Origin of the sequence: Streptomyces sp. NPDC046909 (assembly GCF_040644695.1) — a bacterium.
In the GTDB taxonomy this organism is placed as follows: Bacteria; Actinomycetota; Actinomycetes; order Streptomycetales; family Streptomycetaceae; genus Streptomyces.
The window spans coordinates 301,430-326,872 of the sequence record NZ_JBEYXC010000002.1; the positions used below are offsets into that span (position 1 = coordinate 301,430).

21 protein-coding genes are annotated in these 25,443 nt (G+C 71.2%); 13 read left to right on the forward strand and 8 right to left on the reverse strand.

All coding sequences use genetic code 11. The annotated features are described in order from the left end of the window. Window positions 1-40: 40 nt before the first annotated feature. Together ABZ928_RS05570 and ABZ928_RS05575 are read left to right on the forward strand one after the other, a co-directional pair. Complete coding sequence (locus ABZ928_RS05570) at window positions 41-1,060, forward strand: alcohol dehydrogenase catalytic domain-containing protein (RefSeq protein WP_361515208.1); 1,020 nt, start codon at window positions 41-43, stop codon at window positions 1,058-1,060. Between the two features lie 83 nt (window positions 1,061-1,143). Next, on the forward strand, window positions 1,144-1,437 hold the full coding sequence (locus ABZ928_RS05575; protein WP_361515209.1) for a hypothetical protein: 294 nt from the start codon (window positions 1,144-1,146) through the stop codon (window positions 1,435-1,437). Window positions 1,438-1,525: 88 nt separating this feature from the next. Here ABZ928_RS05575 and ABZ928_RS05580 read toward each other — a convergent pair whose 3' ends face one another. Then, window positions 1,526-2,008, reverse strand: a complete 483-nt coding sequence (locus ABZ928_RS05580) for an SRPBCC family protein (protein WP_361515210.1) — start codon at window positions 2,006-2,008, stop codon at window positions 1,526-1,528. A gap of 133 nt (window positions 2,009-2,141) precedes the next feature. Here ABZ928_RS05580 and ABZ928_RS05585 point away from each other — a divergent pair, with 133 nt between their 5' ends. Further along, complete coding sequence (locus ABZ928_RS05585; protein WP_361515211.1) at window positions 2,142-3,056, forward strand: amidohydrolase family protein; 915 nt, start codon at window positions 2,142-2,144, stop codon at window positions 3,054-3,056. A gap of 28 nt (window positions 3,057-3,084) precedes the next feature. Here ABZ928_RS05585 and ABZ928_RS05590 read toward each other — a convergent pair whose 3' ends face one another. The 3 genes from ABZ928_RS05590 to ABZ928_RS05600 all read right to left on the reverse strand — a co-directional run bounded on the left by ABZ928_RS05590 (window position 3,085) and on the right by ABZ928_RS05600 (window position 7,397). Next, complete coding sequence (locus ABZ928_RS05590; protein WP_361515212.1) at window positions 3,085-3,765, reverse strand: response regulator transcription factor; 681 nt, start codon at window positions 3,763-3,765, stop codon at window positions 3,085-3,087. Then, window positions 3,762-4,958 (reverse strand): sensor histidine kinase, encoded by a 1,197-nt coding sequence (locus ABZ928_RS05595; RefSeq protein WP_361515213.1) that lies wholly within the window; start codon window positions 4,956-4,958, stop codon window positions 3,762-3,764. Before ABZ928_RS05595 ends, ABZ928_RS05590 begins: the two co-directional genes overlap by 4 nt. A 105-nt stretch (window positions 4,959-5,063) precedes the next feature. Continuing rightward, complete coding sequence (locus tag ABZ928_RS05600; RefSeq protein WP_361515214.1) at window positions 5,064-7,397, reverse strand: MMPL family transporter; 2,334 nt, start codon at window positions 7,395-7,397, stop codon at window positions 5,064-5,066. Between the two features lie 233 nt (window positions 7,398-7,630). Here ABZ928_RS05600 and ABZ928_RS05605 point away from each other — a divergent pair, with 233 nt between their 5' ends. The 9 genes from ABZ928_RS05605 to ABZ928_RS05645 all read left to right on the forward strand — a co-directional run bounded on the left by ABZ928_RS05605 (window position 7,631) and on the right by ABZ928_RS05645 (window position 17,052). After that, window positions 7,631-8,230, forward strand: a complete 600-nt coding sequence (locus tag ABZ928_RS05605) for an acyltransferase (protein WP_361515215.1) — start codon at window positions 7,631-7,633, stop codon at window positions 8,228-8,230. A 269-nt stretch (window positions 8,231-8,499) separates the two neighbouring features. After that, a complete protein-coding gene (locus ABZ928_RS05610) occupies window positions 8,500-9,660 on the forward strand; it encodes a hypothetical protein (protein WP_361515216.1) in 1,161 nt (386 codons plus the stop codon). Then, entirely contained in the window at window positions 9,657-10,427 is a 771-nt protein-coding gene (locus ABZ928_RS05615; RefSeq protein ID WP_361515217.1) for a WecB/TagA/CpsF family glycosyltransferase, read from the forward strand. Before ABZ928_RS05610 ends, ABZ928_RS05615 begins: the two co-directional genes overlap by 4 nt. Then, complete coding sequence (locus ABZ928_RS05620) at window positions 10,427-11,686, forward strand: nucleotide sugar dehydrogenase (RefSeq protein WP_361515218.1); 1,260 nt, start codon at window positions 10,427-10,429, stop codon at window positions 11,684-11,686. Before ABZ928_RS05615 ends, ABZ928_RS05620 begins: the two co-directional genes overlap by 1 nt. Window positions 11,687-11,689: 3 nt before the next feature. After that, the gene (gene wecB, locus ABZ928_RS05625) at window positions 11,690-12,823 is read left to right on the forward strand and encodes a UDP-N-acetylglucosamine 2-epimerase (non-hydrolyzing) (RefSeq protein ID WP_361515219.1); all 1,134 of its coding nucleotides are present in this window, start codon (window positions 11,690-11,692) and stop codon (window positions 12,821-12,823) included. A 51-nt stretch (window positions 12,824-12,874) separates the two neighbouring features. Next, window positions 12,875-13,744: a chain length determinant protein gene (locus ABZ928_RS05630; RefSeq protein WP_361515220.1), complete on the forward strand. Its 870-nt coding sequence runs from the start codon at window positions 12,875-12,877 to the stop codon at window positions 13,742-13,744. After that, entirely contained in the window at window positions 13,707-15,194 is a 1,488-nt protein-coding gene (locus tag ABZ928_RS05635; protein WP_361515221.1) for an oligosaccharide flippase family protein, read from the forward strand. The genes ABZ928_RS05630 and ABZ928_RS05635 overlap by 38 nt, the downstream gene beginning before the upstream one ends. Next, the gene (locus ABZ928_RS05640) at window positions 15,191-16,249 is read left to right on the forward strand and encodes a hypothetical protein (RefSeq protein WP_361515222.1); all 1,059 of its coding nucleotides are present in this window, start codon (window positions 15,191-15,193) and stop codon (window positions 16,247-16,249) included. The genes ABZ928_RS05635 and ABZ928_RS05640 overlap by 4 nt, the downstream gene beginning before the upstream one ends. An 11-nt stretch (window positions 16,250-16,260) precedes the next feature. Further along, window positions 16,261-17,052: a glycosyltransferase family 2 protein gene (locus ABZ928_RS05645; RefSeq protein WP_361515223.1), complete on the forward strand. Its 792-nt coding sequence runs from the start codon at window positions 16,261-16,263 to the stop codon at window positions 17,050-17,052. Here the strand turns inward: ABZ928_RS05645 and ABZ928_RS05650 are convergent. Both ABZ928_RS05650 and ABZ928_RS05655 read right to left on the reverse strand, forming a co-directional pair. Beyond that, window positions 17,031-17,948 (reverse strand): glycosyltransferase family 2 protein, encoded by a 918-nt coding sequence (locus ABZ928_RS05650; protein ID WP_361515224.1) that lies wholly within the window; start codon window positions 17,946-17,948, stop codon window positions 17,031-17,033. The genes ABZ928_RS05645 and ABZ928_RS05650 overlap by 22 nt on opposite strands. Further along, entirely contained in the window at window positions 17,945-19,921 is a 1,977-nt protein-coding gene (locus ABZ928_RS05655) for an O-antigen ligase family protein (protein ID WP_361515225.1), read from the reverse strand. The genes ABZ928_RS05650 and ABZ928_RS05655 overlap by 4 nt, the downstream gene beginning before the upstream one ends. A gap of 119 nt (window positions 19,922-20,040) precedes the next feature. On the opposite strand from ABZ928_RS05655, the gene ABZ928_RS05660 reads away from it, so the two are divergent. Beyond that, window positions 20,041-20,706, forward strand: a complete 666-nt coding sequence (locus ABZ928_RS05660) for a hypothetical protein (protein ID WP_361515226.1) — start codon at window positions 20,041-20,043, stop codon at window positions 20,704-20,706. Window positions 20,707-20,723: 17 nt separating this feature from the next. Here the strand turns inward: ABZ928_RS05660 and ABZ928_RS05665 are convergent, their stop codons facing one another. Then, window positions 20,724-21,770 carry a glycosyltransferase gene (locus ABZ928_RS05665; RefSeq protein WP_361515227.1) on the reverse strand — a complete coding sequence of 349 codons (1,047 nt, stop codon included), beginning with the start codon at window positions 21,768-21,770 and terminating at the stop codon, window positions 20,724-20,726. Between the two features lie 74 nt (window positions 21,771-21,844). After that, window positions 21,845-25,417 (reverse strand): DUF4082 domain-containing protein, encoded by a 3,573-nt coding sequence (locus tag ABZ928_RS05670; RefSeq protein WP_361515228.1) that lies wholly within the window; start codon window positions 25,415-25,417, stop codon window positions 21,845-21,847. Window positions 25,418-25,443 lie beyond the last annotated feature (26 nt).

The following is a 25,443-nucleotide window of genomic DNA, read 5'->3' on the forward strand; positions in this document are numbered from 1 at the left end:
CGGCGCTGGGCGGGGCAAGCCCCTCAACCCTGGAGATCTGATGCGCGCGTTCGTCCTCACCGCCCCTGGCGCGTACGAGGTCCAGGAGCTCCCGGCGCCGGTGGCGGGACCCGGTGAAGTCGTCGTCGAGGTCGAGCGGGTCGGGGTGTGCGGGACCGACGTGGAGTTCTTCACGGGTGAGATGGCCTATCTCCACCAGGGGCACTCCGCGTACCCGATGCGCCTCGGGCACGAGTGGGCCGGGCGGGTGACGGAGGTCGGTGACGGGGTCGACGCCGGCTGGCTCGGCCGCCGGGTCATGGGCGACACGATGCTGGGCTGCGGCACCTGCCGGCGCTGTCTGCGGGGGCGCGGGCATGTGTGCGAGAAGCGGCGTGAGGTCGGCATCCGCGGGGCGCAGCCCGGCGCGCTGGCGGAGCGGCTCGCCGTACCGGCCTCCTCCCTGCACGCCCTGCCCGACTCGGTCGACGCCGTGCTCGGCGCGCTGGTCGAGCCGGGCGGCAACGCGCTGCGCGCCGCACGGGCCGCCGCGCCCGGTGCCGGGGACCGGGCGCTGGTGCTGGGGCCGGGGACGATCGGGCTGCTGGTGGCGATGTTCCTGAGGGCCGCGGGGGCGGAGGTGCATCTGATGGGCCGTACCGAGGAGTCGCTGGCGTTCGCGCGGGACCTGGGTTTCGCGCACGTGTGGCCGGAGGGGGCGGTCCCGGACCTGCCGTACGACTCGGTCGTGGACGCCTCGAACGCGCCCCATCTGCCCAACCGGGCGCTGGAGTTGGTGGAGCCGACGGGGCGGGTCGTGTACATCGGGCTGGCCGGGGAGCCGAGCCGGCTCGACCATCGCACGCTGCTCCTGAAGGACGTGACGGCGGTCGGTGTGCTGTCCGCCTCCCCCGGCCTCGACGCCACGATCCGCGCCTACGCCGAGGGGTCGGTGGACCCCCGGCCGTTGGTCGCCGCCACCGTGGGTCTCGACGAGGTCGGTGCCGTACTGGCGGGCGAGCGCCCGGCCGGGGCGGGGCCCGGTCCCAAGATCCATGTGGATCCCCGGCCCGGGCGGTGAGCGCCCTGCCCGGGGCCGGTGCGCGGTTCGCCGTGCCGCCGCCGGGTACTCGTGGGCCATCGCCGCAGACCCAGGAGGCCGCGATGTACGAAGGCCCCGGCGCGCGGCTCTCGCTCCGAGACCGCCTTGTCCTCAAGCACATCGAGACCGAGATGCGGCGCGACCGCCGGGTCGGCGCGGCCCGGGTGCGCGGGCGGGACCCGTGGCTGCCGCTGGCCGTGGCGCTGTTCGGGGCGGCCTCGGTCTTCCTGATGGTGGTGGGGACACGCACCTCGGACCCCGGGGTGCTCTGGGCCTTCGCCGTGCTGTGGCCGGTGACCCTGCTGCAAGCCTTCCGGCTGCTGTGCCGCTGGTCCGGGCCGCACGCCGGGCGTTGAGCCGCGCCGCCGCCCCGGGCGGACCGCCGGTGCGGTCACCCGGGGCGTTCGGGGCCCCTGTTCGCGCGGGCGTCTCGGGGCGGGTGGCTCACGGCATGTGCGGCGTGCCCGGGTCCTCGGGCCGGATGCGTCCGCGCCAGGCGCCCGTCTCGCCGCCCCGGCGCTCGATGTACTCCTTGAAGCGCCGCATGTCGCCCTTGATCCTGCGGTCGAGAACCCCGAGCATGTCGGCGCTCTTCTCGGCGACGCCGGAGGGCTGGACGTCCATCGTGAGTTCCACCCGGGTGTGCGTGTCGTCCAGGCGCTGGAACCTGACCGATCCGCGCTGGTCGGTGTCGCCGTCGACGACACGCCAGGTGATCCGGTCGTCCGGCATCTGGTCGACTATCTCGGTGTCGAACTCGCGCCGCACACCGCCGATCCTGGTGGTCCAGTGGTTGTGCCGGTCGTCGAGCTGGCGTACCTCCTCGACGCCCTCCATGAACTGGGGGAACTCCTCGAACTGCGTCCACTGGTTGTAGGCCGTGTGGACGGGAACCTCCACGTCCACCGCTTCCTTCACCGTGCTCATAGGTGCCTCCTTGCTGCGGGTCGTCCACGCCGGGTACCCGCGTGCGGCGGCCCTCACCCGGGTGACCGATCCCTCACGGCCGCCCCGTGCGCGGGAGTGGACTCAGCCCGTCACCAGCGGTGATCGTGGGGCCATGAACCATCACCGCACGGCGTCGACGACCGCTTCCGCCGAGGAGGCCGCCGAGGTCCGCCGGTTCTGGGAGCGACTCGGTCTTCCCGGGCTGGTGGATGTCCATACGCACTTCATGCCCGAGCGTGTCCTGCACAAGGTCTGGGAGTACTTCGACGGGCTCGGTCCGCTGACGGGCGGGCTCGAATGGCCCATCACCTACCGCAAGGAAGAAGCCGAACGGGCCGCGCTGCTGCGGGAGTTCGGGGTGCGGGCGTTCACGGCGATGCTCTACCCGCACAAGCCGGGCATGGCCCGCTGGCTCAACGGCTGGGCGGCCGACTTCGCCGGGCGTACCCCCGACTGTCTGCACACCTCCACCCTCTATCCCGAGCCGGGCGTCGAGACGTATGTCCGGGAGGCCGTCGAGGCGGGTGCGCGCGTCTTCAAGGCACATGTGCAGGTGGGTGATTACGACCCGGCGGACGGACTCCTCGACGGGGCCTGGGGGTTGCTGGCCGAGGCGGGGATCCCCGTGGTGATCCACTGCGGTTCCGGGCCCGCGCCCGGCAAGCACACCGGCCCCGGGCCGATCGCACAAGTGCTGGCCCGCCATCCCTCGCTGCGGCTGATCGTCGCGCACATGGGGATGCCCGAGTACGAGGAGTTCCTCGGCCTCGCCGAGCGGTACGGGGAGGTGCGGCTGGACACCACCATGGCGTTCACCGACTTCACGGAGGGCTTCATGCCCTTCCCCGGCCCGGCCGCCCGGTCCCGGCTGAGCGGCCTCGGGGACCGCGTCCTGCTCGGCACCGACTTCCCCAACATCCCCTATCCGTATGTGCACCAGCTGCACGCCCTGGAGCGGCTGGACCTCGGGGAGGCGTGGCTGCGGGCGGTGTGCCACGACAACGCGGCGCAGCTGTTCGGGCTGTGAGTCCGGCGTTCCGTCACGGTTGCGGAGATCACGGTTGCGGGGATGCGGGCCGCACCAGTCCCGTCTGGTAGGCGATGACGACGAGTTGGGCGCGGTCGCGGGCGCCCAGCTTGGTCAGGGAGCGCTGGATGTGGCTGCGGACGGTCAGGACGCTGAGGACGAGCTCCTCGGCGATCTCGTCGTTGGACCTGCCGCGGGCGGCGAGCGCGGTGACCTCGCGTTCGCGGGGTGTGAGGTCGTCGAGGCGCTCCGGGGGTGCGAGCAGCGCGCCCGGGGCCGGGGCGGTGAGGAAGCGGGTGATGAGGGCGCGGGTGGCGGCGGGCGAGAGGAGGGCCTCGCCGGCGGCGACCGTGCGGATGCCGGCGAGCAGCTCGTCGGTGGTGACGTACTTCCCGAGGAACCCGCTGGCTCCGACGCGCAGCGCCTGGGCGACGTACTCCTCGGTCTCGAACATGGTGAGGACGAGGACCCGGGTGCCGGACAGGCCGGGGTCCTCGCAGATCGCGGCGGTGGCGGCGAGGCCGTCCGTGCCGGGCATGCGGATGTCCATCAGGACGAGGTCGGGGCGGTGGACGCGCGCGAGGTTCAGCGCCTCCTGGCCGTCGGCGGCCTCGCCGACCACCTCCATGTCGGGGCAGGAGTCGATCAGCAGCCGGAACGTGCCGCGCAGGAGGGCCTGGTCGTCGGCGAGCAGGACGCGAATGCTCAAAGGGGTGCCTCGTCTTCGTCCGGGGCGAGCGGGTGCAGCGGCAGCGCGGTCTCGACCGCGAAGCCGCCCCCGGGGCGGGGGCCGGCGTGCAGATCGCCACCGATGGAGTGGGCACGCTCCCGCATGCCCATCAGACCGTAACCGCCGCCGGGGACCGATGACGCGGCGGCCGCCCCGTCGTTGGTGACCGAGATCAGCAGCCGGGAGTCGGAGTAGGTCAGGCGGACGGTGGCCGCTTTGTCCACGCCGTGTTTGGTGACGTTGGTGAGGGCTTCCTGGATGATCCGGTACGCGGTCAGGTCCACGCCCGGTGACAGCGGCCGGGGCTCGCCCTCGGTGCTGACGGTGACCTCGACTCCGGCGGTCTCGCAGGCCGCGATCAGCTCGGGGAGGCGGTCCAGGCCGGGGGCGGGTTCCAGGGAGTCGCCGTCGGGGTCGTCGCCGATCTGCCGCAGCACCCCTACCGTGGCGCGGAGTTCGAGCAGTGCGGAGGACGTGGTGGCGGTCAGCTCGTCGAGCAGCTTCATCGCCTGTTCGGGGTGGGTGGGGGCGAGGTGGCGGGCGGTTCCGGCCTGGGCGTTGGCGACGGCCATGTGGTGGGCGACGGCGTCGTGGAGTTCGCGGGCGATCCGCAGCCGCTCCTCGGCAACCCGCAGCCGGGCCTCTTCCTCGCGGGTGTGCTCGGCGTAGGCGGCGCGGGCCTGGATCGCCTCGGTGTGGGCGCGGCGCAGCCGGTCCCGGCTGCCGCCGACCAGGGGCAGCATCAGCCACAGCACGGGGCCGACGGTGCGCAGCAGGATCATCTCGCCGGTGGGCCGGTCGGACACCGCGGCGATGACGATCACTGCCGTCGTGGCGGCACCGTAGATGCGCGCGGTCCGGGCATCGGTGCTGGCGGCGACCCGGAACAGCGCGATCATCAGAGGCGCGAGCAACAGGGGTGTCAGCAGGTAGCCCAGGGCCACGGTGGTCACCGTGCAGCCGGTGACCACGACAAGAGAGGCGCGCGGGTGGGCGCGCGACCTGAGCAGGGCGAGACAGGAGACGGCCGCCAGGACCTCGGCGGGCCACTCATGGCGTGGCTGGCTGATGCCGGGGATGGTGATCGAGGCACCGAGGGTCACGCAGCCGAGCAGGCCCAGGGCAAGGATGATGTCCGTGACGGCGTGCCTGCGCTCCGCGCTGCTGGTCATCTGTCTCTCCGGGTGAAGGGTCTGTGCCCATGGTGGACGACACAAGGCGTACGGGCTGCCCGTGACCTCGGCCACGGGCAGCCCTGGGACGGCCGGGACTCCCTCTCAGACGCGCGCCTCGACGGGCTCGTCCTGGGTGGGGTCGGGGTCACCGGCCCTGGTCTCGGCGTCCGGGCGCCGGGTGAGGGCCTCGCCCTCCACGTCGACGTTCGGCAGCCACCGGTCCAGCCTCTTCGGCAGCCACCAGGCCCGGTCCCCCAGCAGCGCGAGCACCGCGGGCACGATGGCCATCCGGACCACGAAGGCGTCCAGGAGCACGGCGGTGGCCAGGCCGAAGCCGATCATCTTGATCATGGAGTCGCTCTCGCCGATGAAGCCCGCGAACACGGCGATCATGATGAGCGCGGCGGCCACGACGACCCGGGCGCTGTGCCGGAACCCCGAGACGATCGCCTTCTCGGCCGGCTCGCCATGGACGTACGCCTCGCGCATCCGTGTGACCAGGAAGACCTCGTAGTCCATGGCGAGGCCGAACACGATGCCCACCAGGAAGATCGGCATCAGGCTCATGATCGGCCCGGTCTGCTCCACCCCGAAGAGGCCCGCGCCGTGGCCCTGCTGGAAGACCAGGACGACCGCGCCGAGCGCCGCCAGCACTGAGAGCAGGAAGCCGAGGGCCGCTTTGAGGGGGACGAGGAGGGACCGGAAGACGATCAGCAGAAGGACGACGGCCAGGCCGACGACGGTGATCAGATACGGCACCAGCGCGGACTGGACCTTCGCGGCGATGTCGATGTTCAGCGCGGTGGTGCCGGTGACCTCGAAGGTGGTGCCTTCGACCGCCGACTCGATGCCGGGGCGTTCGCCGCGGATGGTCTTGACGAGGGTCTTGGTCCTCTCGTCGGTCGGGCTGGTGGCCGGGGTCGCGGTGAACACGGCCGTGTCCCCGGCCTTGTTGAAGCGGGGCGTGCTGACCGAGACGATGCCGTCGGTCCCGGCGATCTCCTGGTTGACCGTGCTCACCGTGGCCTCGGCGTCGGTGCTGCCCTTGGCGTCGACGACGATCGTGAGGGGCCCGTTGAAGCCGGGGCCGAAGCCTTCGGCGAGGGCGTCGTAGGCGCGGCGCTCGGTCGTGGAGGTGGACTTGGCCTCGTCGCCCGGCATGCCGAGTTCCAGCTGGGTCATGGGGATCGCGAGGGCGCCGAGGCCCACGACGCCGAGCAGCAGGACGGGGATCGGTCGGCGCAGCACGAAGCGGGCCCAGCGGGTGCCGTGGTTGTCGCTCTCGCTCGGGCCCGCCGTCGTACGGTCGCCGGTCCGGACCCGCCTGCCCGTGACCGCCTTCTTCCCGGCGACGACGCGCTTCACCAGCAGGACCCGGCCACGAGCCCCCGCCTTCCCGACCCGCTCGGTGCCCTTGCGTGCCGCGCGGGGCAGCACCGCGTTCGGCCAGAACCCGAGCAGCGCGGGCACCACGGTCAGCGCGATGACCACGGCGACGATGACGGCACCGGCGGCGGTCAGCCCCATCTTGGTCAGCATCGGGATGCCGACGACGGTCAGCCCGGCCAGCGCGATGACCACGGTCAGGCCCGCGAAGACCACCGCCGATCCGGCCGTGCCGACCGCGAGCCCGGCCGCCTCTTCCGGGGCGTGGCCCTTGGCGCGCTCCTCGCGGTAGCGGGAGACCACGAACAGGGCGTAGTCGATGCCGACGGCGAGGCCCAGCATCATCGCGAGGGTGCCGGTGCTGGTGGACAGCCCGAGAGCGTCGGACAGCACCGTGATCGTGAACATGCTCAGGCCGACCCCGAGGATCGCCGTCAGCAGCGGCAGGCCCGCGGCGGCGAGCGAGCCGAAGGTGACAAGGAGGACGACGGCGGCGACCGCGATGCCGATGATCTCGGCGACACCGCCGGCTCCGGCGCCGCTGTCCAGCGCGGAGCCGCCCGTCTCCACGGTCAGTCCGGCCTCCCGCGCCTGGTCGGCGGCCTTCTCCACCGCCGTACGGCTGGCGTCGGTGACGTCGTTCGACGTCACCTTGTAGGTGACGGTGGCGTACGCCGTCGAGCCGTCCTTGCTCACCGCCTTCGCCTCGAAGGGGTCGGCGACACCGGCCACTTGGGAGCCGTCGCCGAGGGCGTCGACGGCGTCCTCGATCGCCGCCTTCTCGGCATCGGCGGTGACCTTGCGCCCGTCGGGGGCGACGAAGACGACCCGCGCGGTGGCCCCGTCGGCGGCGGCGCCGGGGAAGCGCTCCTGCATCAGGTCGTACGCCTTCTGCGACTCGATGCCCGGCATCGAGAACTCCTCGTCGGTGGCGCCCGGTGCCTGGAGGGCGCCCAGCCCGACGGCGGCCAGTACGGCCAGCCACATCAGGGCGACGTATCCGCGCCGCCGGAAGGCCAGTCGGCCCAGTCGCCAGAGAAAGGTAGCCACGTCAGGGAACTCCACATCCGCTCGAACCAGTCCCCACAGGCTCTCCCCGACCGGCCCCCGCCGTCGTCGTCCGCCTACTGGCACTGTCGGCTACCGCAGCGGGAGGAGCGCCTACTGAATCCGCAGTACACGCCCCTTGGCGGAATCCTTTCTCCGGATGGTGCGGCGTAAGTATGGTGATCACGTGAAGGCGCGTGTGCCGCCATCCCTCTCCGAGGAAGGGTTCCGCCCCGATGACCTCCAGGATCCAGCCGACCGCCCAGGTCGACGAGACGGCCACGATCGGCGACGGGACGACGGTCTGGGATCTGGCCCAGATACGCGAGGACGCCCGGCTGGGCAGCGGATGCATCGTGGGCCGCGGGGCGTACGTCGGTCCGGGGGTGCGGATCGGTGACAACGTCAAGTTGCAGAACTACGCGTTGGTATACGAACCGGCGGTGCTCGCCGACGGCGTGTTCGTCGGTCCGGCGGCCGTCTTCACCAACGACTACTTCCCGCGGTCCGTCGATCCCGAGGGCAAGTTGAAGCGCGGCGGCGACTGGGAGGCCGTCGCGGTGACGGTCGCGGAGGGGGCCTCGATCGGGGCCCGTTCGGTGTGTGTGGCACCGGTGCACATCGGCCGTTGGGCGCTCGTCGCCGCAGGTGCCGTGGTCACCAAGGACGTTCCGGACCACGCGCTCGTGGCCGGTGTGCCGGCGCGGCGGATCGGCTGGGTCGGCCGCGCGGGGGTGCGACTGACCGCTCTGGAAGGGGAGTCGGGCGTGTGGGAGTGCCCCGAGACGGGCGCGCTCCACGACGAGAAGGACGGCGTGCTCATCGAGCGTGCATGACGCGTGTTTGCGCCGTTTCCCTAAAAACGCAAAACATCGAACATCTACAGGCATAACGTGTGTGTGATGTGTGCAGACCAAGCACAATAAGCACACGAACCGGTAGTACCCAGGGGGGGTTACGGGGTGGGGACAGCTATGCCTGCGGCCAGGAGCCACGTCCACTCCCGCGCCTGAATTCCGTCCGCCTTCCGCCGTGCCGCAGTGTGCCACGGCGATCACCAGTCTGCGCAGAACAGGACCCACAGGGGGGTTGGTGTGCCCAAAAGATGACCATGACACGTCTGGCGGCCCTCGGACATGAGGAACCGCCGCTGCTCTCGCTCGCCCAACGGCTGCTCTCGGTGGCCGAGTTGGGGCTTCCGTCGATGCTGCTGCCGGGTGGTGAGGCCTTCTCCTTCACCATGTCCGGACGCAAAGCCGACGACGGCTCCTGGACCTTGGAGCGACGCGGGACCAGCACCCGGTACGCGGCGATCACCGCGCTGGGCGTCGAGTTCCTCCCGGAGGACCGGCAGCGCGCGGTGCTCGCGGGGCGGACCGCCCAGGAGTTCACGGGGCTGCTGATCGAGTCGCTGCCCGCGGTGACCAACCTCGGGGACGCGGCGCTCATCGCGTGGGCCGCCGCCGAGACCGGGCACCCCAAGCTCTCCGACGCCCTCGCGCGCGTCCAGGCCCTCGACGAGCCGGGGCACCCCCAGTACACCGTCGAGGCGGCATGGGTGCTCTCCGCACTGGCGGCGGCCCGTGACACGGTCGATGTGGAGGACCGTTTCAGCGCGGCCCGCGACCGGCTGCTGCGGGCCCGGATCGGGGACAGCCCGCTCTTCCCGCACGCCACCGGGCCCGGCCTCGTGCCTTGGTACCGGGCGCATGTGAGCTGCTTCGCCGACCAGACGTACCCCCTTCAGGCCCTGGCCCGCGCCCACGCCAGCGACCACGCCGGGGATCCGGTGGCGCTGGCCGCGTCCCAGGCGTGCGCGGCCCGTATCTGCGAACTCCAGGGCGAGGGCGGGCAGTGGTGGTGGCACTACGACGCGCGCACCGGCGGTGTCGTGGAGGGCTATCCGGTCTACAGCGTCCATCAGCACGCGATGGCGCCGACCGCGCTGTTCGATCTCACCGACGCGGGCGGCGGCGACTTCGGCGCGGCGATCCGCAAGGGGCTGCGCTGGATGACGGAGGTGCCCGAACTGGGCGCCGGACACGAGCCGTTGATCCTGGACGAGCTGGGCGCGACCTGGCGCAAGGTCTACCGGGGCGACCCGAAGAAGGCCGTACGCGCCGCCCGGGGTCTCGGCACCCGAGTCGCCCCGAACCTGCGGCTCAAGGCCCTGGACCGGGTGTACCGCCCGCTGTCCGTGGACCGGGAGTGCCGGCCGTACGAGTTCGGCTGGATGCTCTACGCCTGGCAGGGGGGCCGGATATGACGGAGCGTCTGACTCTGTTCGGGGTCGAGCTGGACCCGCTGACCATGGACCAGACCGTCGAGCGCTGCCTGCGAGCGGTGCGCGAGGGCAGCCAGTTGGAGATCGGCGTGGTCAACGCCGCGAAGCTGGTGAACATGCGGCGCGACCCTCGGCTCGCCGAGGCCGTCTCCGGCTGCGATCTCGTGGTCGCCGACGGACAGGCCGTGGTCTGGGCCGGGCGGGTGCTGCGCGCCCCCCTGCCGGAACGGGTCGCCGGTATCGATCTGTTCCTGCGGCTGCTGGCCGAGGCGGAGACGGAAGGCATCTCGGTGTACTTCCTCGGCGCCAAGGAGGAGGTGCTGGAGGAGATGCTGCGCCGGGTGGCGGACCGTTTCCCCGGACTGAAGGTCGCCGGGAGCCGCAACGGCTACTTCGACGACTCCCAGCAGGAGGACATCGCGGAGGCAATCGCCCGCAGCGGCGCCCGGATGCTCTTCCTCGGCATGACCTCGCCGAAGAAGGAGATCTTCACCGCCGCCTACGGCGAGCGGACCGGCGCCCGGGTCGTGCACGGCGTCGGCGGGTCCTTCGACATCCTCGCCGGGATCACCAGGCGGGCCCCCGCCCGCTGGCAGCGGATGGGCCTCGAATGGCTCTACCGGGCGCTTCAGGAACCGCGCCGGCTGGGCCGGCGCTACCTCACCACCAATGCCGCCTTCCTTCTCATGACGGCACGGGAGTTCATCCGGCCCACCCCACTGGCCGCTGCCGCGAACAGGAGTCACTGATGCGTGTCGTCGTGGTCGGACAGGGTTACGTCGGCCTTCCGCTGGCCATCCGCGCCGCCGAGGTCGGCCACGAGGTGATCGGCTACGACGTCGACACCCGCCGGATCAAGAGCCTGGCCGCCGGTGAGTCCTTCGTCGAGGACGTCTCCTCCGAGCGGATCCGGGCGGCGCTGGACAACGGCACCTACCGCCCGAGCGACTCGGCCCGCGACTGCGGGGGCTTCGACGTCGCCGTGGTGACCGTGCCGACCCCGCTGCACGAGGGCACGCCCGACCTGCGGTACATCAAGGAGTCGGCGGAGACCCTCGCCCGCTATCTGCGCCCCGGGGCCACCGTGGTCCTGGAGTCGACCACCTATCCCGGCACCACCCAGGAGCTGTTCGCGCCGATCCTGGAGGACGGATCCGGACTGACGGCGGGCGCCGACTTCCATCTCGGCTACAGCCCGGAGCGCATCGACCCGGGCAACGCCGTGTGGGGTTTCCAGGAGACCCCGAAGGTCGTCTCCGGCGTGGACCCGGCCTCCCTCAAGGCGGTTCAGGACTTCTACGACGAACTCGTCGACACCACGGTGCCGGTGGGCTCGCCCAAGGAGGCCGAACTCGCCAAGCTGCTGGAGAACACCTTCCGGCATGTGAACATCGCGCTGGTCAACGAGATCGCGATGTTCGCGCACCATCTGGACATCGACGTGTGGCAGGCCATCGAGGCCGCGTCCAGCAAGCCGTTCGGCTTCATGAAGTTCACGCCCGGACCGGGGGTGGGCGGGCACTGCCTGCCGATCGACCCCTCGTATCTGTCCTGGCGGGTGCAGCGCGAACTCGGCCAGAGCTTCCGGTTCGTGGAGCTGGCCAACGACATCAACAACCACATGCCCGAGTACGTGGCGCGGCGCGTCAGCGACCTGTTCAACGCCCGACGCCGTTCCGTGAACGGCTCGCGGATCCTGCTGCTCGGTCTGGCGTACAAGAAGAACACCGGCGACGCCCGTGAGTCGCCCGCGCTGCGCGTCTCCCAACTCCTGCTGGACGCGGGGGCGCAGGTCAGGGCGGCGGATCCGCATGTGGTGGAGAGCCTGCCGGTGGACAGCCGGCTGGTGCGGGTCGAGCCCACGCCGGAGGAGCTGGCGGCCGCCGATGTGGTGGTCCTGCTCACCGACCACGACGGCTTCGACTACGAACTCGTCGCCGAACACGCCCCCTTCGTCCTGGACTGCCGCCGCCGGCTGCCGTCGGGACCGACGATCGAGGTGCTCTGAACCATGCCGCGCATCGTCTGCGTCGCCGGGGCCCGCCCCAACTACATGAAGATCAAACCGGTGATGGACGCCCTGGAGCGCCGGGGCGCCGAGGTGCTCCTCGTCCACACCGGCCAGCACTACGACCCGGCCATGAACGACGTGTTCTTCGCCGACCTCGGCATCCGGCCGCCCGACCGCTTCCTCGGCGTGGGCTCCGGCAGCCACGCCGAGCAGACCGGGCGCGTGATGACCGCGTTCGAGCCGCTCCTGGAGGAGGTGTCCCCGGACCTCGTCGTCGTGGTCGGCGACATCAACTCCACGCTGGCCTGCGCCCTGGTCACCGCCAAGGCCGGGCCGCTGCTCGCGCATGTCGAGGCCGGGCTGCGCAGCCGCGACTGGAGCATGCCGGAGGAGGTCAACCGGGTCGCCACCGACCGGGTCAGCGACTATCTGCTGGCCCCCTCCCCCGACGCCGTGGTGAACCTGCGTGCGGAGGGCTACCGGGAGGACCAGGTCCACCTCGTCGGCAACGTCATGATCGACACGCTGCTCGCCAATCTGGACCGGGCGCGAGCCTCGGACGTCCTCGACCGATACGGCCTGACCAGGGGCGAGTTCGGCCTGGTCACCCTGCACCGGCCCGCCAACGTGGACGACCCGGAGGTCCTCGCCGGGCTCCTCAAGGCCCTCGGCGAGATCGCCGGCCGTCTCCCGCTCGTCCTGCCCGTGCATCCGCGCGCGGCGGAGAAGCTGGCCGGCATCGGGGTCCCCGGCGGCATCCGGCTCGTACCGCCCGCCGGGTACCTGGACTTCATCGCCCTCCAGGACTCCGCCCGCGTCGTGCTCACCGACTCGGGCGGCGTACAGGAGGAGACCACCGCGCTGGGTGTGCCCTGTGTGACCCTGCGGGACAACACCGAGCGGCCCATCACGGTCGAGGAGGGCACCAACGTCCTCGCGGGCCGGGATCCGGCGCGCATCGTGACCACCGTGCACCGGGTGCTGGACGAGCCTCCCGCGCCGCGCCGCCCCGAACTCTGGGACGGCCGTGCCAGCGAGCGCATCGCCGATGTGCTGCTGGAAGGAGGCACCGCGAGCAGCCGCCCGAGACCCACCGACCAGCCGAGACCCACGGACCAGACCCTCCTCATATGATCCGCTTGCAACATATGCTCGTCGAACATCTGGTCGCTAGGGGGGACCGTCATGGATCTCGCTGAGATCTTCCGGGTCATGCGCAGGCGCTGGTACGTCCTGCTGCCCGGGCTGCTGCTGGCCGTCGGTCTGACGGTCGCCGTGGCCGTGGTGGTTCCGGTCACCTATCAGTCGCAGAGCACGGTGGTCCTTCTGAACTCCCAGAAGGCCACCGTGGCCTACGACGGCAACCCGTTCCTGAGCACCCAGACCTCGCTCACCGGCATGGCCGACAGCCTGGCCCGCAACCTCAACTCCGACGTGTCCGTGCGGGAGCTCAAGTCCCGTGGCGCCAAGGGCACGTTCGAGGCCAAGCTCGCCGACAACGCGCAGGGGCCGCTGATGTGGCTCACCGTCACCGGCACGGACAAGGCGGCGGTCCTCGCCTCGGACAAGATCCTCACCAAGTACGCCGAGGAGCGCCTGGAGGAGTTCCAGCAGCAGCAGTCGGTGGACGACAAGGCCATGATCCGCATGACGACGATCGTGTCCCCGCAGAACCCGATCGCGCAGACCAAGACCCGGCTCCAGTACATGGTCATGGCCGGGGCCCTCGGGCTGGTGCTGAGCCTGGTCGCGGTGTTCTACGTGGAGGCGAGGCGTCGGCCGCGCGCCTCTGCGGAGCCGGCGGCCGGACCGTCGGCGGAGCCGTCGACGGAGACCTCGGTCGCGCGTGAGGAGTCCGGGCAGCCGGTCTCCGAGCCCGAGGAGCCGGTCGCGGAACGCACCATCGCCCTGCGGACGCCGCCCAGTTGGTCGCGATCCACCGAGAACAGATCCGTCGGCGAACCGAGGGCGGCGCGGTCCGTCATGACCGCCGAGCCGCTCGAGGAGGAGTCGACTCATGGACAGCGTTCGCGCTCCGGACAGCGAGACCGCTGAGCCGGGCGAGAGACCCACTGCCCCCTCCCTGGGCCGCAAGGTCCGTTCGGCGGCGCGCTGGAGCCTGATCAACACGGTGGTGATGCGCCTCGGCAACTTCGCCACCGGCATCATCCTGGCGCGCTTCGCCCTGGGCCCCGCCGAGTGGGGTGTCTACGGCATCGCCCAGACCGTGCTGCTGGTCCTGCTCTCCGCGAACGAACTGGGCGTCAGCCTGGCCATGGTCCGCTGGGAGGGCGACCCGCGCCGTTTCGCCCCGACCGTGCTGACGCTGAGCACGCTGTCCAGCGGTCTGCTGTACGTGGCGCTCTTCGTGTCGGCCCCTGCGGTGGCCCGCGCGCTCGGTTCACCCGGTGCCACGGGCGTGCTGCGGGTGATGTGCGTGTGCCTGGTGATCGACGCGGTGGCCCATGTGCCCGCCGGTGTCCTGACCCGGGAGTTCGCGCAGGGCAGGCGGATGGTGATCGACGCGGCCAACTTCGTCCTCAGCACCGCCGTGACCCTGGTGCTGGCCTTCGCCGGCTGGGGGGCGATGAGCTTCGCGGTCGGCGCGGTCGCGGGCAACGTCGCCGCCCTGGCCGGCTTCGCCCTGGCCGTCCCCGGCATGCTCAGGTTCGGCTGGGATCCCCGACAGGCCCGTGCGCTGCTGAAGTTCGGGCTCCCGCTGGCCGGCGCGAGCCTTCTCGCGCTCGCCGTCGTCAACGTGGACACCATGGTCGTCGGCTCCGCCCTCGGCGGCACCGCCCTTGGTTTCTACGTCCTGGCGTTCAACATGTCCGGCTGGCCGGTCCGGGTCATCTCCGAGGCGGCCCGCCGGGTCTCCTTCGCCGGGTTCTCCCGGCTCGCCGACTCTCCGCAGGCCCTGGCACAGGGCTTCAGCCGCGCCCTGGCCGTACTGGTCACCGGCACCGTCCCGCTGTGCGTCCTGCTCGGCGGCCTCGCGGGCCCGGTCGTCCAACTCGTCTACGGCGCCACGTGGTTGCCCGCCGCCGAGGCGCTGCCCTGGCTGATGGCCCTGGGCCTGGTCCGCATCGGCTGCGAACTGGCCTACGACTGTCTCGTCGCCGTCGGTCAGCGCCGCTCGCTCATCCTGGTCCAGGGCCTGTGGGTCGCCGCGCTCATCCCCGTCCTGATCGTCGGCGCCCGCCACGGCGGCATCGTCGGTGTCGCCCAGGGACATGTCGTGGTGGCCGTCGGGCTCGTCGTCCCGGTGTTCCTCTACGCGCTGAGCCGCGCCGGGATCAGGCTCGTCGACATCGCCCGCGCCTGCGCCTGGCCGTTCTTCGCCGGTGCCGTGATGGCCCTGGTGATCGTCGCCGCGAAGTGGCTCCTCGGCGACGGTGCCCTCGCCCTGTGCGTCGTCGGCGTGGCCGCCCTGGCCGCGTACGTGGTGTGCGTCCTGCCCAGCCGTCGGTTCCTGCTCGGTTCCCGGACAGAGGTCTCCGTATGACAAGGCTCCGCCGCCCGCTCGCCGGTCTGGCCGTCTTACTGACCGCCGCCTGCTCCTCGGGCGGCGACACCGGATCGTCCGCCAAGGGGTCCTGGGGCGCCGACTCCCCCGCGCCCGCTCGGAGTTCCGCCGGCGCGGCCGCTCCCGGTCCCACCCCGTCGAGCGCCTCGCCCTCGGCCTCGGAGTCGGCCTCGTCCACGCACCGCCCCAAGCCCTCGCCCCCGGCCGGCACGACGGCACCGGCACCCCAGCCGGCCGGTTTCCCCGACGCCGGGAACACCGGGCCCCGTGTCTCCCTCAAGGCGCGCTCCGCCGGGAACATCAGCGTCAGGACCGACGGGGCGGTCATCAAAGGGCAGGACATCACCGGCTCGCTCGACATCTACGCGAACAACGTGACCATCATCGACACCAGGATCACCTCGACCAACTGGTGGGGGGTCAATCTGCGTCCCGGCTTCAGCGGCCTGCGGATCCTGCACAGCACGATCACCGCCGTCCCCGGCAAGGGCCCCGACAACGGCGGTGTGGACTACGCCGTCTCCAACATGGGGTCGAGCTCCATCGAGGTCGGCTGGTGCGACATCTCCGTCTTCGGCAACGCCCTCTCCATGGGCCAGGGCAACCTCCACGACAACTACGTCCACGGCCTGGTGCCCTTCCGCAACAACGGCGGCGAGTGGCAGCACACGGACGCGGTGATCAGCGGCGGCGGCAACACGGGCCAGCTGATCATCCGGCACAACACCCTGCTCAACCCGGTCGCCGTCGACCGGGGCGCGTCCGCCAGCGTCGGTCTGTTCGCCGACACCGGCCATGTCTCCAACACCGTCGTCGACAACAACCTGCTGGGCGGCGGCGCCTACGCCCTCTACGGGGGCGGCGAGGGCGCCACCGGGATCACCGTCACGGACAACGTCTTCTCCACGCGGTACCACCCCAACTCCGGCTACTACGGGCCGGTCACCGCGTGGAACGCCGGTGGCGCGGGGAACGTCTGGCGCGGCAACCGGATGTCCGACGGCACCCCGGTCACCCCCGAACCGGCCGGATGAGGAAGAGAGTCATGCGACGCATCGCCCGCGCTCCCTGGGAGCTCCTCAAGCGCGCCTTCGGCTGGCTCGTCCTCTTCGAGCTCCGCAACAAGGTCCTCCTCGCCCCGTCCGCGCTGCGGCTGCGCCGCCTGGAGAACGCGGAGACCCGCCGCCTCGCGGCCGGCACCGCCGCCCCTCCCGCCGCGCTCGTCGCCACGGTCATCGCCACCCACGGCCGCCCCGACGCACTGCGGGCGGCGGTCCGCTCGGCGCTGGCCCAGACGGTCACCGACCAGGTGGTGATCGTGGTCGACGATGGCGCCGGGCTCCCTGAACTCCCGGCCGATCCCCGGCTGTTCGCGGTCTCGCTGGCGCGCAACACCGGCGTGGCGGGTGTCGTGCGCAATGTGGGCATCCGTCTCACCCGGTCGCGGTACGTGGCGTTCCTCGACGACGACAACCTGTGGGAACCCGACCATCTGGAACGGGCGTTGGCGGTCCTGGAGTCCCCCGGCGGTCCGGACGGCGTCTACACGGCACTGCGCCGGGTGCTGCCCGACGGGACCGAACGGGACGTCCTGTCCGTGCCGTTCGACCGCCGCCGGGCCGCCCGGGAGTCCTTCCTGGACACCAACGCGTTCGTCGCCCGGCGCACGGGGGCGCTGCGGTTCAGCCGGCTGCGGCGCACTCCGGAGGTGCTGCCGCGGGAGGACTGGGAGCTGGTGTACCGGTACAGCCGCGGCCACAGCGTGCGCCACGTACCGCACGCCACCGTGCGGTACCTGGTCAACCCCGAGAGCTTCTACACGACTTGGTCCGCCTGAGGTCCCGGCGTCACCCGGAGCGCGCCCGGCTTGAGCAGGGCCGCCACCGCCGCGCGGCTGGCCTTCCGGCCGAGGGCGGCGCGTGAGGTCTCGCGCAGCAGAACGGCCGCTCGGAAGCAGGCCGTCGAGACGGTCCCGTGGCGGCGGCTGTACAGGCGCACGCGGTTGAGCGTGAGCAACGACCACAGCCACGGCGAGACTTGCGAGTCGCCGCCCAGGTGCACGGCCTCGGCGGTCGGCTCCAGCTGCGTGGCGTGTCCCAGGTCCCGCGCCCGCAGGCAGTACTCCGTCTCCTCCGAGTAGAGGAAGAAGGACTCGTCCCAAGGCCCGCAAGCGGCACGGCAGTCGGCCGATACGGCCATGAGCGCGCCGGTCGCCCAGTCGGCGCGCGTCGGCCGGCGGTACGCGGCCGGGTCGGTGACGAGCTCGCTGAGGCGGGGGAAGCGCCCGGCCCGCCGGTTGCCGATGACGGCTTCCCCCAGCGCTCGGGACACGCTGGACTCGCGGCGCAGGGAGTGGTGGGGCGTGTCCCGGCCCTCCTCGTACAGCAGGGGAACCGCTATCCCCACGCCGTCCCCGAGACTGTCGACGAGGCGTTTGGCGCAGCCCTGCCGCATGCGGATGTCGGGGTTGCAGATCAGTACGGTCTCATGGGCGTCGACGGCGGCCAGCGCCGCGTTGACCCCGGCCGCGTACCCGGCGTTGCGGCCCGTCTGCACGACCTGGGCGGCGGGGGCCAGGATCTTCAGGGTTCCGACGGTGTCGTCGGCGGAGTCGTTGTCGGCGACGACCAGCCGCCAGTCCAGGCCCGCCATGCCCTCGTCGAGCGCGGCGAGGAACCCGGGGAGCACCGAGGCGCTGTTCCAGGTGACGACGATGACGGCGACGGGGCTCATCGGGACTCCACGAGTTCGGGAAGCCGGGCTTCCTCGCGAGGGGCGGTGACGACGGCGGCAGCGGCGGCCTCGCGCCGGACGAAGCCCAGGTAGCTGCCCCCGGCGCCCAGCAGCAGGAAGAACAGGCCGGCGAACATGGGGAAGCTGAGCGAGTCGAAGGTGGCGCTGATGACCAGGGCGACCAGCGACGAGGCGAAGAACGCCTGCCCCAGCTCGCGGTCGGCGTCGGTCCGGGCGAGGCGCCGGATCGCGCCGCCGTGGTGGACGCCGACGATGAACAGCGTGAACAGGGCGGCGATGCCGAGCAGGCCCATCTCGGCCGCGGTCAGCATGTACTGGTTGTCGGTGAAGAAGTACAGGTCGGGGGTGAAGGTGCCGAAGCCCCGCCCGAACAGCGGGTGTTCCTTCAGATAGGGCACGATCGCGCTGTACTTCACCGTACGGGCCTGGGTGCTGCTGTCGGAGTTGGACAGGAACGAGGCGAACAGGGCCGTGATGGTGCCGATCAGTCCCGGGATGAGCACCTTGAAGACCGCCACGGAGGCCGTCATCACCCCGATCGCCGCCCAGCGCCGGGCCGGCTTCCAGCGAGGCACCATCACCAGGGCGACCAGCAGCAGACCGATGATCGAGGTCCGGGACACCGTCAGGGGCAGCGCGCCGCCGATCACCATGACCGGCCCCCAGCGGCGCCACACGCGCGCGTGACGGCGTACCGGGTCGACGGCCTGCTGGATCGCGAACGGCAGCAGGATGGCCAGCATGCCGCCGAACTCCAGGGGCTGGGCCGTGGTGGAGCGGGGCCGGGTGAAGGAGCCGCGGTCCATGGCGGTGATCTGGGCGACGCTGGTCTGGAGCCCGGGGATGTGGATGGAGTCCGCGATGTTGGTGGCCATGAAGAAGTCGTAGAAGCCGATCAGGGCGACGACGGCCCCCATGACGACCACGCGGCGCATCAGCACGTCCAGCCGGCCGCGCTCCTGCACCCCCGCCGACACCAGGACGACGAGCGACACCCACACCAGGAACCCGATGAGCCCGCGGTCGGCCCCGAGGACCTCCTGGTGCGAGGCCTCGCGTCCCGCGTCCGCGATGTACGCCGCCAGGACGGCCACCCCGAGCACACACATGGCGACCCGGGCGAGCCTGGTCCCCGGCGCCGGGAGGATGCGGCCGCCGAGCCAGGTCGCGAGGTACCAGAGCAGGCCGAGGAGGGCGAAGACGTTGGCCGGGGTGCCGACGCCGCCGAGCGCGGGCAGGGCGAGGTTCGACGGGATGAAGAAGGCCAGCACCAGATAGACGGTGAGGACCGCGGTGGCGTCGACCCGCCGGCTGAGCAGACCCGCCCGCTTCCGCAGCGCGCCCCGGGCGGACCGCCGTCGGGGGGCGGCGCTCTTCACGGTGTGCCGCCGACGGCGTACGACCGCGACGCCCTCCATCAGGATCGACAGCAGGAACGCGCTGACGACACCCAGGATGATGACGGCCGCGAGCCCCTGGTAGCGGCTCTTCTCCTTCGCGACCGGAGTCTGCGGCAGGACGACGGGGGCGGTCTGCACGAGGTACTCGGGCGGAACCTTCGCGGCGGCCTGGAGCGCGGTGAGCTGCTCACCGGCGAAGGTGGTCAGGGTGTTGGTCTCCTTGAGGACCTTCGCCCGGTCGGTACCCGTGACGCTCAATACGAGCAGCGGGCTCTCGCTGCCCGGCGCGAAGCCCGCCGTGTACGGATCGGTGACCCCCCGGCCGTGCAACTCCTTTGCCGCGTCGCTCGATTCGAGGGTTCTGATCAGTACGTCGGCGGTGACGATGAGCGAACCGCCCGCGTTCGAGATGGGGTTGCCGAAGGTGGGGGCGAGGCGGGCGACGGCCGAGGAGTCGAGGAGCGCGACCGAGCTCTGCGACTGGTAGGAGACGGGGACCGTCGCGTACAGATAGCCGCCGCCGATGAGGCTCATCAGGGTGAAAGGCACCATGAAATACCAACGTCTGCGGAGAATGGCCCATATTTCACCAAGGCTCATGAACCATCCCTCCATTCGGTGGCATCGTGCCGCGCGTGCTGACAGTATCTGGGGTGACGGAAGGAACTCGTATGTCGCCCGGGAACGTCGCCGACGCTCTGCTCCGCCGCTGGTACGTGGTGGTGGCCGCACTGCTCCTGACGGCCGGCCTGGCATACCAAGTCGTCCGCCCCGCACCGCAGTTCACCGGTTCCGCGGTGGTCGTGCTCAAGCCGCCGGTGACACAGAACCAGCCCAACCAGTACACCAATCTCCAGCCGCCGCTCGCCGTGGTCTCCTACGGCGTCGTGCAGCAGCTGCGATCCCCCGCCGGGGAGAAGGAGTTGAGGGCGGCGGGCGTCCGGGGGACGTACCATCTCGTGCCCCGCAACAGCGGTACCAGCGCGACGCCCCGCTATCTGATCCCCTCCTTGCAGGTGCAGTCGCAGGCGTCCGGCTCCGAGGCGGCCGTGTCGGCGGTCAGCCGCATCATCGATGTCTACACCCGGCACGTCGAGGAGTTGCAGACGGCCCAGGGCGTGCCCGAGAGCGCGCGGATCACCGCCTCGGTGCTGGTCGCCCCGAGCGCCGCCGCCGTGCAGGGCGACAAGAGCCGGGGGCTGGCCGGCGCGGGCCTGCTGGGCCTGGCCTTCGGTGTCGTCGGCGCGCTGTGGTTCGACCGGTACGCGCTGCGCCGCCGGAAGCGGGCCTCGGCGGCACCGCGCCGGCACGCCGGTCCGGTCCCGGTGGCCGACTGAGGGGAGCTGCTGGGTCATCAGAGGCCGCGGCGCTTCCAGGACTCCCACCACAGCCACTCCCGCCCGCGCTCGGCGACGGCCGACCACACCAGCGGCTGGAGATACGGCATGGCCTCGGGACCGATCCGCCGTCTCAGCCGCAGCGCGCGGTACTCGGGCAGCGCCCGGTATCCGGGCAGGCACTGCTCGGCGAAGGCCACGCACTCGTCGACCGGTACGACGTCGGTGCGCCCCCGGTCGTAGGCCCGGTAGGCCCGGCGCAGCGCGAAGCGGGCGAGCCGGGTGTGGACCTGTACAGCGAGGTGGTCGGCCTGGGGCAGCCGGTCGCCGCACTTGGCGAGGACCGAGTCGAAGGCCACCAGGCGCTGGCGCAGGTCGTCGAGCTGCCCGCCGAAGTCGACGGTGGACATGTTCTTGCCGTGGACGCGGTAGAAGGCCTGGTCGGCGCCGCGGATGTAGCCGACGTCGGCGTGGGAGGCGAGCCGCATCCACATCTCGATGTCGCCGGCGTGCGGAAGGGCCGGGTCGTAGCCGCCGATCTTCCGCTGGAGGCTGGTGCGGACGACGACCTCGGGCGAGGTGATGCAGCCGGTGCCTTCGCGGAAGCGCCGCTCCAGCCACCAGTGACCCGGGTAGACGACCGAACCGGTGCTCCGCGTACGGGCCTTGGGGAGCGGGCCGCCGTGCTGGAAGCGCAGCGGGCGCCCGTAGGCGAAGCCGGCCTCGGGGTGGGCGTCCAGGAGGGCCGCGGCCCGCACCAGGGCGCCCGGGACCAGCCGGTCGTCGGCGGAGAGGAGGGCGACGTAGTCGCCGTCGGCCCACTCCAGGAGGCCCTCGTTGTAGGTGGCGATGTGGCCCTTGTTGGTCTCGTGGACGAGGACCTCGATGCGCGGGTCGGCGGCGGCGAGCTTGTGCGCGGTCTCCGCCGAGTCGTCGGGCGAGGCGTCGTCGATGATGAGGACCCGGACGTCGACGCCCTCCTGCTCGTCCAGGACGCTGCTGACACAGTCGGCGAGGAAGTCGCCGTACTTGTAGCAGGGGATCACGACACTGACGGTGCTCATCGGTGGGGAAGCCAATCCCCGTCAGGGGGCTCCCGCACGGCGGCGGGAGCCCCTCGACGGTGGGTTGTGGTCGGTCAGTTCTTCTTCTTGAGCTTGGTCTTGCTGGTCAGGGTCCAGCTCTTGGACTTCACCTTGTCGTGGTGCTTGTCCCGGGCCGTGACCGTGATCCTGAACCGGGTGCCGTCCGGCAGCGGGCTGGACAGATGGACGGTCACCTTGCGGGTGGCCCGGTCGTAGGAGGCGATGGCCGTGACATGGAGCTTCCTGGCGGCCTTCGCCTTGGCGCCCGGCAGGATCGTCAGCGTCGCCTTGACCGACGACACCGCGGCCTTGGCGGACACGGTCGTGACGAGCGGATCGGCCGCGTCGGCGGTGTGCGTCAGGAGCGGCGCGGTCACCTCCGAGGAGATCACCGTCGTCAGGGCCGCGCTCGGGTCCTCGGCGGTGAAGACGGGGCCGACCCAGTAGTTCGCGGATCCGTAGGAGCCGTTGGGGAAGGCCGTGTCACTGCCGTACCGGTACAGACCGTTGTGGCTCGTGGTCGTGTCCGCGGTGCCCGTGAGCGGATAGGACTGGTGGGCCGACGCGAAGTACCCGCCGTCCACCGCGTAGTGGCCGTTGGGCGCGTGGTAGGAGACGACGTACTTGGTGTCGGCGGTGATGGCCACCGGGGTGGCGAAGGTCATCGTCTGCCAGCCGGTCGCCGTCTCACCGGTGAAGGTGCCGGTGGCGAGCAGCGTGCCGTCGTCCGACCACAGGCTGCCGGTGTGGGTGCCGGTGTTGCCGGCGCCCTTGTAGAAGGTGACACCGGTGATCCAGCCGCTCGTGGAGGACGTGAACCGGGTGCCCAGCTCAAGGGAGTTGGTGTCGCCGGTCATGTCCGTGGTGGCCGGCACCGTGGCGGAGTTCCACAGGGTGCACGGGCAGGTCACCGCGGGCGGGGTGGAACTGGTGGTGAAGGACCAGGTCACCGGGTCCGCCATGGCGTTGCCCCACAGGTCGGAGGCCTGCACGGACGCGGTGTAGGTGGTGTTCAGGGCCAGTTCCGTCGACGGGGTGTACGTCGCCTTGTTCGACGACGGCAGCGTCACGGCGCCCGGGACGGTGGTGCCGTTCGGGTCCTTGAGCGTGAAGGTGAGGTTCTCGGTGTCGACGGCCGAGCTGAAGACGGCCGACACCCCTGCGGTGATCGCCACGCCGGTCGCCCCGGAGGTCGGGGAGGTCGAGGTGACGGTGGGCGGGGTCGTGCTGGCCGTGGAGGTGTCCAGGACCGCGTCGACCCAGTAGTTGCTGCCCGAGGACGCCGAGGACGGGAAGGCGCTGGTCGAGCTGTAGCGGTAGACGCCGTTGCCGCCGTCGGTGCCGGTCTTCAGCGCGGTGAGCGGGGCGAGGCCCGCGTCACTGGAGCCGAAGTAGTTGCCGTCGTAGGAGTATCCGCCGTTGGGGGCGAAGTACGAGGCGACATAGGTGGTGTTGGCCTTGACGGTGACCGGGGTGGCGAAGTTGAGCTGCTGCCAGCCGGAGGCCGTCTCGCCGGTGAAGGTGCCGGTGGCCAGGCGGGTGCCGGAGGCGCTCCACAGGCTGCCGGTGTGGGTGCCCGTGTTGGCGGGCGACTTGTAGAAGCGGATGCCGGTGATCGAACCGGCCACCGTGGTACGGATCTTGACGCCGAGCTCCAGGGAGCTGCCGTCGCCCGCGTTGACGGTGCCGGGCACCGCGGTGGCGGGCCAGACGGTGCAGGGGCAGGCCTGGGGGCCGACGGTGATCGGGATGGTGGTGACCGAGCCGATGTTGACGCTGTCGTCGACCGCGCGGACCTTGATGTTCGCGGAGCCGGGGGCGGTCGGGGTCCAGCTGTAGGTCCAGGACGTCAGGCCGGTCGCGGCCTGCCAGGTGGAGCCGCCGTCCGTGGACACCTCGACCCGGGCCACCACACCGCCGGAGTCGGTGGCGGTGCCCTTGATGGTGACCGGCTTCAGCGCCGGGACGGTCGCCCCGGAGGCCGGGCTGGTGACGGTGACGGCCGGTCCGGTGGTGTCGGTGGAGGCGGTCGCGGAGACGAGGTTGCTCTGCAGGGTCAGCGGCTGCACGCCCATGTCGGCGAGGACGTTCACGGTCGCCTGCTGCATCCGGGTGTCCTCGGTGACCACCGTGTCATCGGGGTCGTACGTCGGGATGTTGGTGAGCCCCCATGACCACTGCACGGTCCCCGCCCCGAACACCAGGGCCCCGGAGTCCTGGTCGCGGAACTCGACGAGATTGTGCGTCGCCGTCCCGTTGCCGTACATGTTGCCCCAGTCCAGGCGGTACTTGCCGTCCTCGATGTCGACCGTCGTGGACGACAGATGGATCGCGCCTGCGGGTCTGGTGCTGTTGTCGATGTCGCTGTCCCACTCGTAGCCGAGGGTGCCCGCCGGGAAGGTGGCGGTCTGGCTCGATGTGAGGTTCGCGATGGAGGTGTTGCGCCACAGCCGGTTCTTGCCGTACGAGCCGGGGACGGTGATCGCGTCGGCGCGGTAGCCGTTCACCTGGAACATGGAGCCGGTGAGGATGTTCGGCGGCTGGTAGGCCTGCCCGTACTGGGTGCTGGTCGGGTCCATCCAGGTGCCGGTCCAGGTGCCGCTGGGGTCCGCGACGCCGTTGTTCTGGGCCATCTTGGTCATCTTGTAGCAGACCATGGTGCGGTTGGATGTGCTCGTCCCGTCGATGCTGGGGGCGAGCCGGGTCTGCCAGAACACCTCGTTGCCGCTGAAGAACGCCTGCCGCACACCGGCCTTGCGGGCCGCGAGGACGTTGGAGTACTGGCTCTGCGTCCAGTACTCGTCATGGCCGGACGACAGATACACCTTGTGCTTCTTCAGCAGGGTGCCGCCGTTGACCGACACGTCCACGCCCGACAGATAGCTGACGTCGTAGCCGTTGCGCTCCAGCCAGGACAGCATCATGAACTCGGAGCCGTAGATGCCGTTGTCGCCGCCGATGTCCAGCGGCCGGTTGTAACTGACCTCGTAGGCACGGCCGTCGGGCGCGGGGCCCGTGCCGCCGTAGAGGTCCTGGCCGCCGTAGTCGTTGTACGCCTGCCAGGTCTGGTCGCTGGTCTGCACGACGATGTCGGAGGTGCTGGAGTCCTTGCGGACCACGAACGGGTACGGCATGAGGCCGTCGCCGTCCGTCTGGGTGAGGTTGGCGATGTACAGGCCGGAGACGGCGTCGCTGGGCACCGTCCAGGTCACGGTCACGGGCCAGTTGCCGCAGTCGACCAGCCCGGTGCTCGCCTTGGTGGTGCAACTCGCGGGGTTGGCCGTGTAGTTGGCCGGGTACGTCACCGCCGCCTGGGCGGCGGTCGACATCAGACGCGCCCCGTCGCCGCCGTACCAGCCGAGCCGGTAGATCTCCACGCGGTAGGAGACGGGCGACTGGATCTTGAACTGGACGGTGTCACCGGCCTGGACGCTCTCCTTGGTGGAGAAGCCCTTGATGTCACCGTAGGCGTTGGGCGAGAACCAGTCGGACTTCGGGCTGCCCGTCTTGGAGTTCTCGCAGACGATCGGATTGGAGCCCGTTCCGCACGGATCGGATGCAGCCTGGGCAGGCACGGCCTGCGGCAGCACCGCCCATATCAGTGCTGCTGCGACGGCGAGGCGCACGCCCCGGATCCGTCTCCTCCATCTGT

Bases quoted from the DNA above. Each gene is read 5' to 3' on its own strand.
- ABZ928_RS05570 (WP_361515208.1), top strand. From the start codon at position 41: ATGCGCGCGTTCGTCCTCACCGCCCCTGGCGCGTACGAGGTCCAGGAG.
- ABZ928_RS05615 (WP_361515217.1), top strand. From the start codon at position 9,657: ATGACGGAGCGTCTGACTCTGTTCGGGGTCGAGCTGGACCCGCTGACC.
- ABZ928_RS05665 (WP_361515227.1), bottom strand. From the start codon at position 21,770: ATGAGCACCGTCAGTGTCGTGATCCCCTGCTACAAGTACGGCGACTTC.
- ABZ928_RS05620 (WP_361515218.1), top strand. From the start codon at position 10,427: ATGCGTGTCGTCGTGGTCGGACAGGGTTACGTCGGCCTTCCGCTGGCC.
- ABZ928_RS05645 (WP_361515223.1), top strand. From the start codon at position 16,261: ATGCGACGCATCGCCCGCGCTCCCTGGGAGCTCCTCAAGCGCGCCTTC.
- ABZ928_RS05605 (WP_361515215.1), top strand. From the start codon at position 7,631: ATGACCTCCAGGATCCAGCCGACCGCCCAGGTCGACGAGACGGCCACG.
- wecB (WP_361515219.1), top strand. From the start codon at position 11,690: ATGCCGCGCATCGTCTGCGTCGCCGGGGCCCGCCCCAACTACATGAAG.
- ABZ928_RS05580 (WP_361515210.1), bottom strand. From the start codon at position 2,008: ATGAGCACGGTGAAGGAAGCGGTGGACGTGGAGGTTCCCGTCCACACG.
- ABZ928_RS05575 (WP_361515209.1), top strand. From the start codon at position 1,144: ATGTACGAAGGCCCCGGCGCGCGGCTCTCGCTCCGAGACCGCCTTGTC.
- ABZ928_RS05595 (WP_361515213.1), bottom strand. From the start codon at position 4,958: ATGACCAGCAGCGCGGAGCGCAGGCACGCCGTCACGGACATCATCCTT.
- ABZ928_RS05660 (WP_361515226.1), top strand. From the start codon at position 20,041: ATGTCGCCCGGGAACGTCGCCGACGCTCTGCTCCGCCGCTGGTACGTG.
- ABZ928_RS05640 (WP_361515222.1), top strand. From the start codon at position 15,191: ATGACAAGGCTCCGCCGCCCGCTCGCCGGTCTGGCCGTCTTACTGACC.
- ABZ928_RS05610 (WP_361515216.1), top strand. From the start codon at position 8,500: ATGACCATGACACGTCTGGCGGCCCTCGGACATGAGGAACCGCCGCTG.
- ABZ928_RS05585 (WP_361515211.1), top strand. From the start codon at position 2,142: ATGAACCATCACCGCACGGCGTCGACGACCGCTTCCGCCGAGGAGGCC.
- ABZ928_RS05635 (WP_361515221.1), top strand. From the start codon at position 13,707: ATGGACAGCGTTCGCGCTCCGGACAGCGAGACCGCTGAGCCGGGCGAG.
- ABZ928_RS05650 (WP_361515224.1), bottom strand. From the start codon at position 17,948: ATGAGCCCCGTCGCCGTCATCGTCGTCACCTGGAACAGCGCCTCGGTG.
- ABZ928_RS05630 (WP_361515220.1), top strand. From the start codon at position 12,875: ATGGATCTCGCTGAGATCTTCCGGGTCATGCGCAGGCGCTGGTACGTC.
- ABZ928_RS05655 (WP_361515225.1), bottom strand. From the start codon at position 19,921: ATGGTGCCTTTCACCCTGATGAGCCTCATCGGCGGCGGCTATCTGTAC.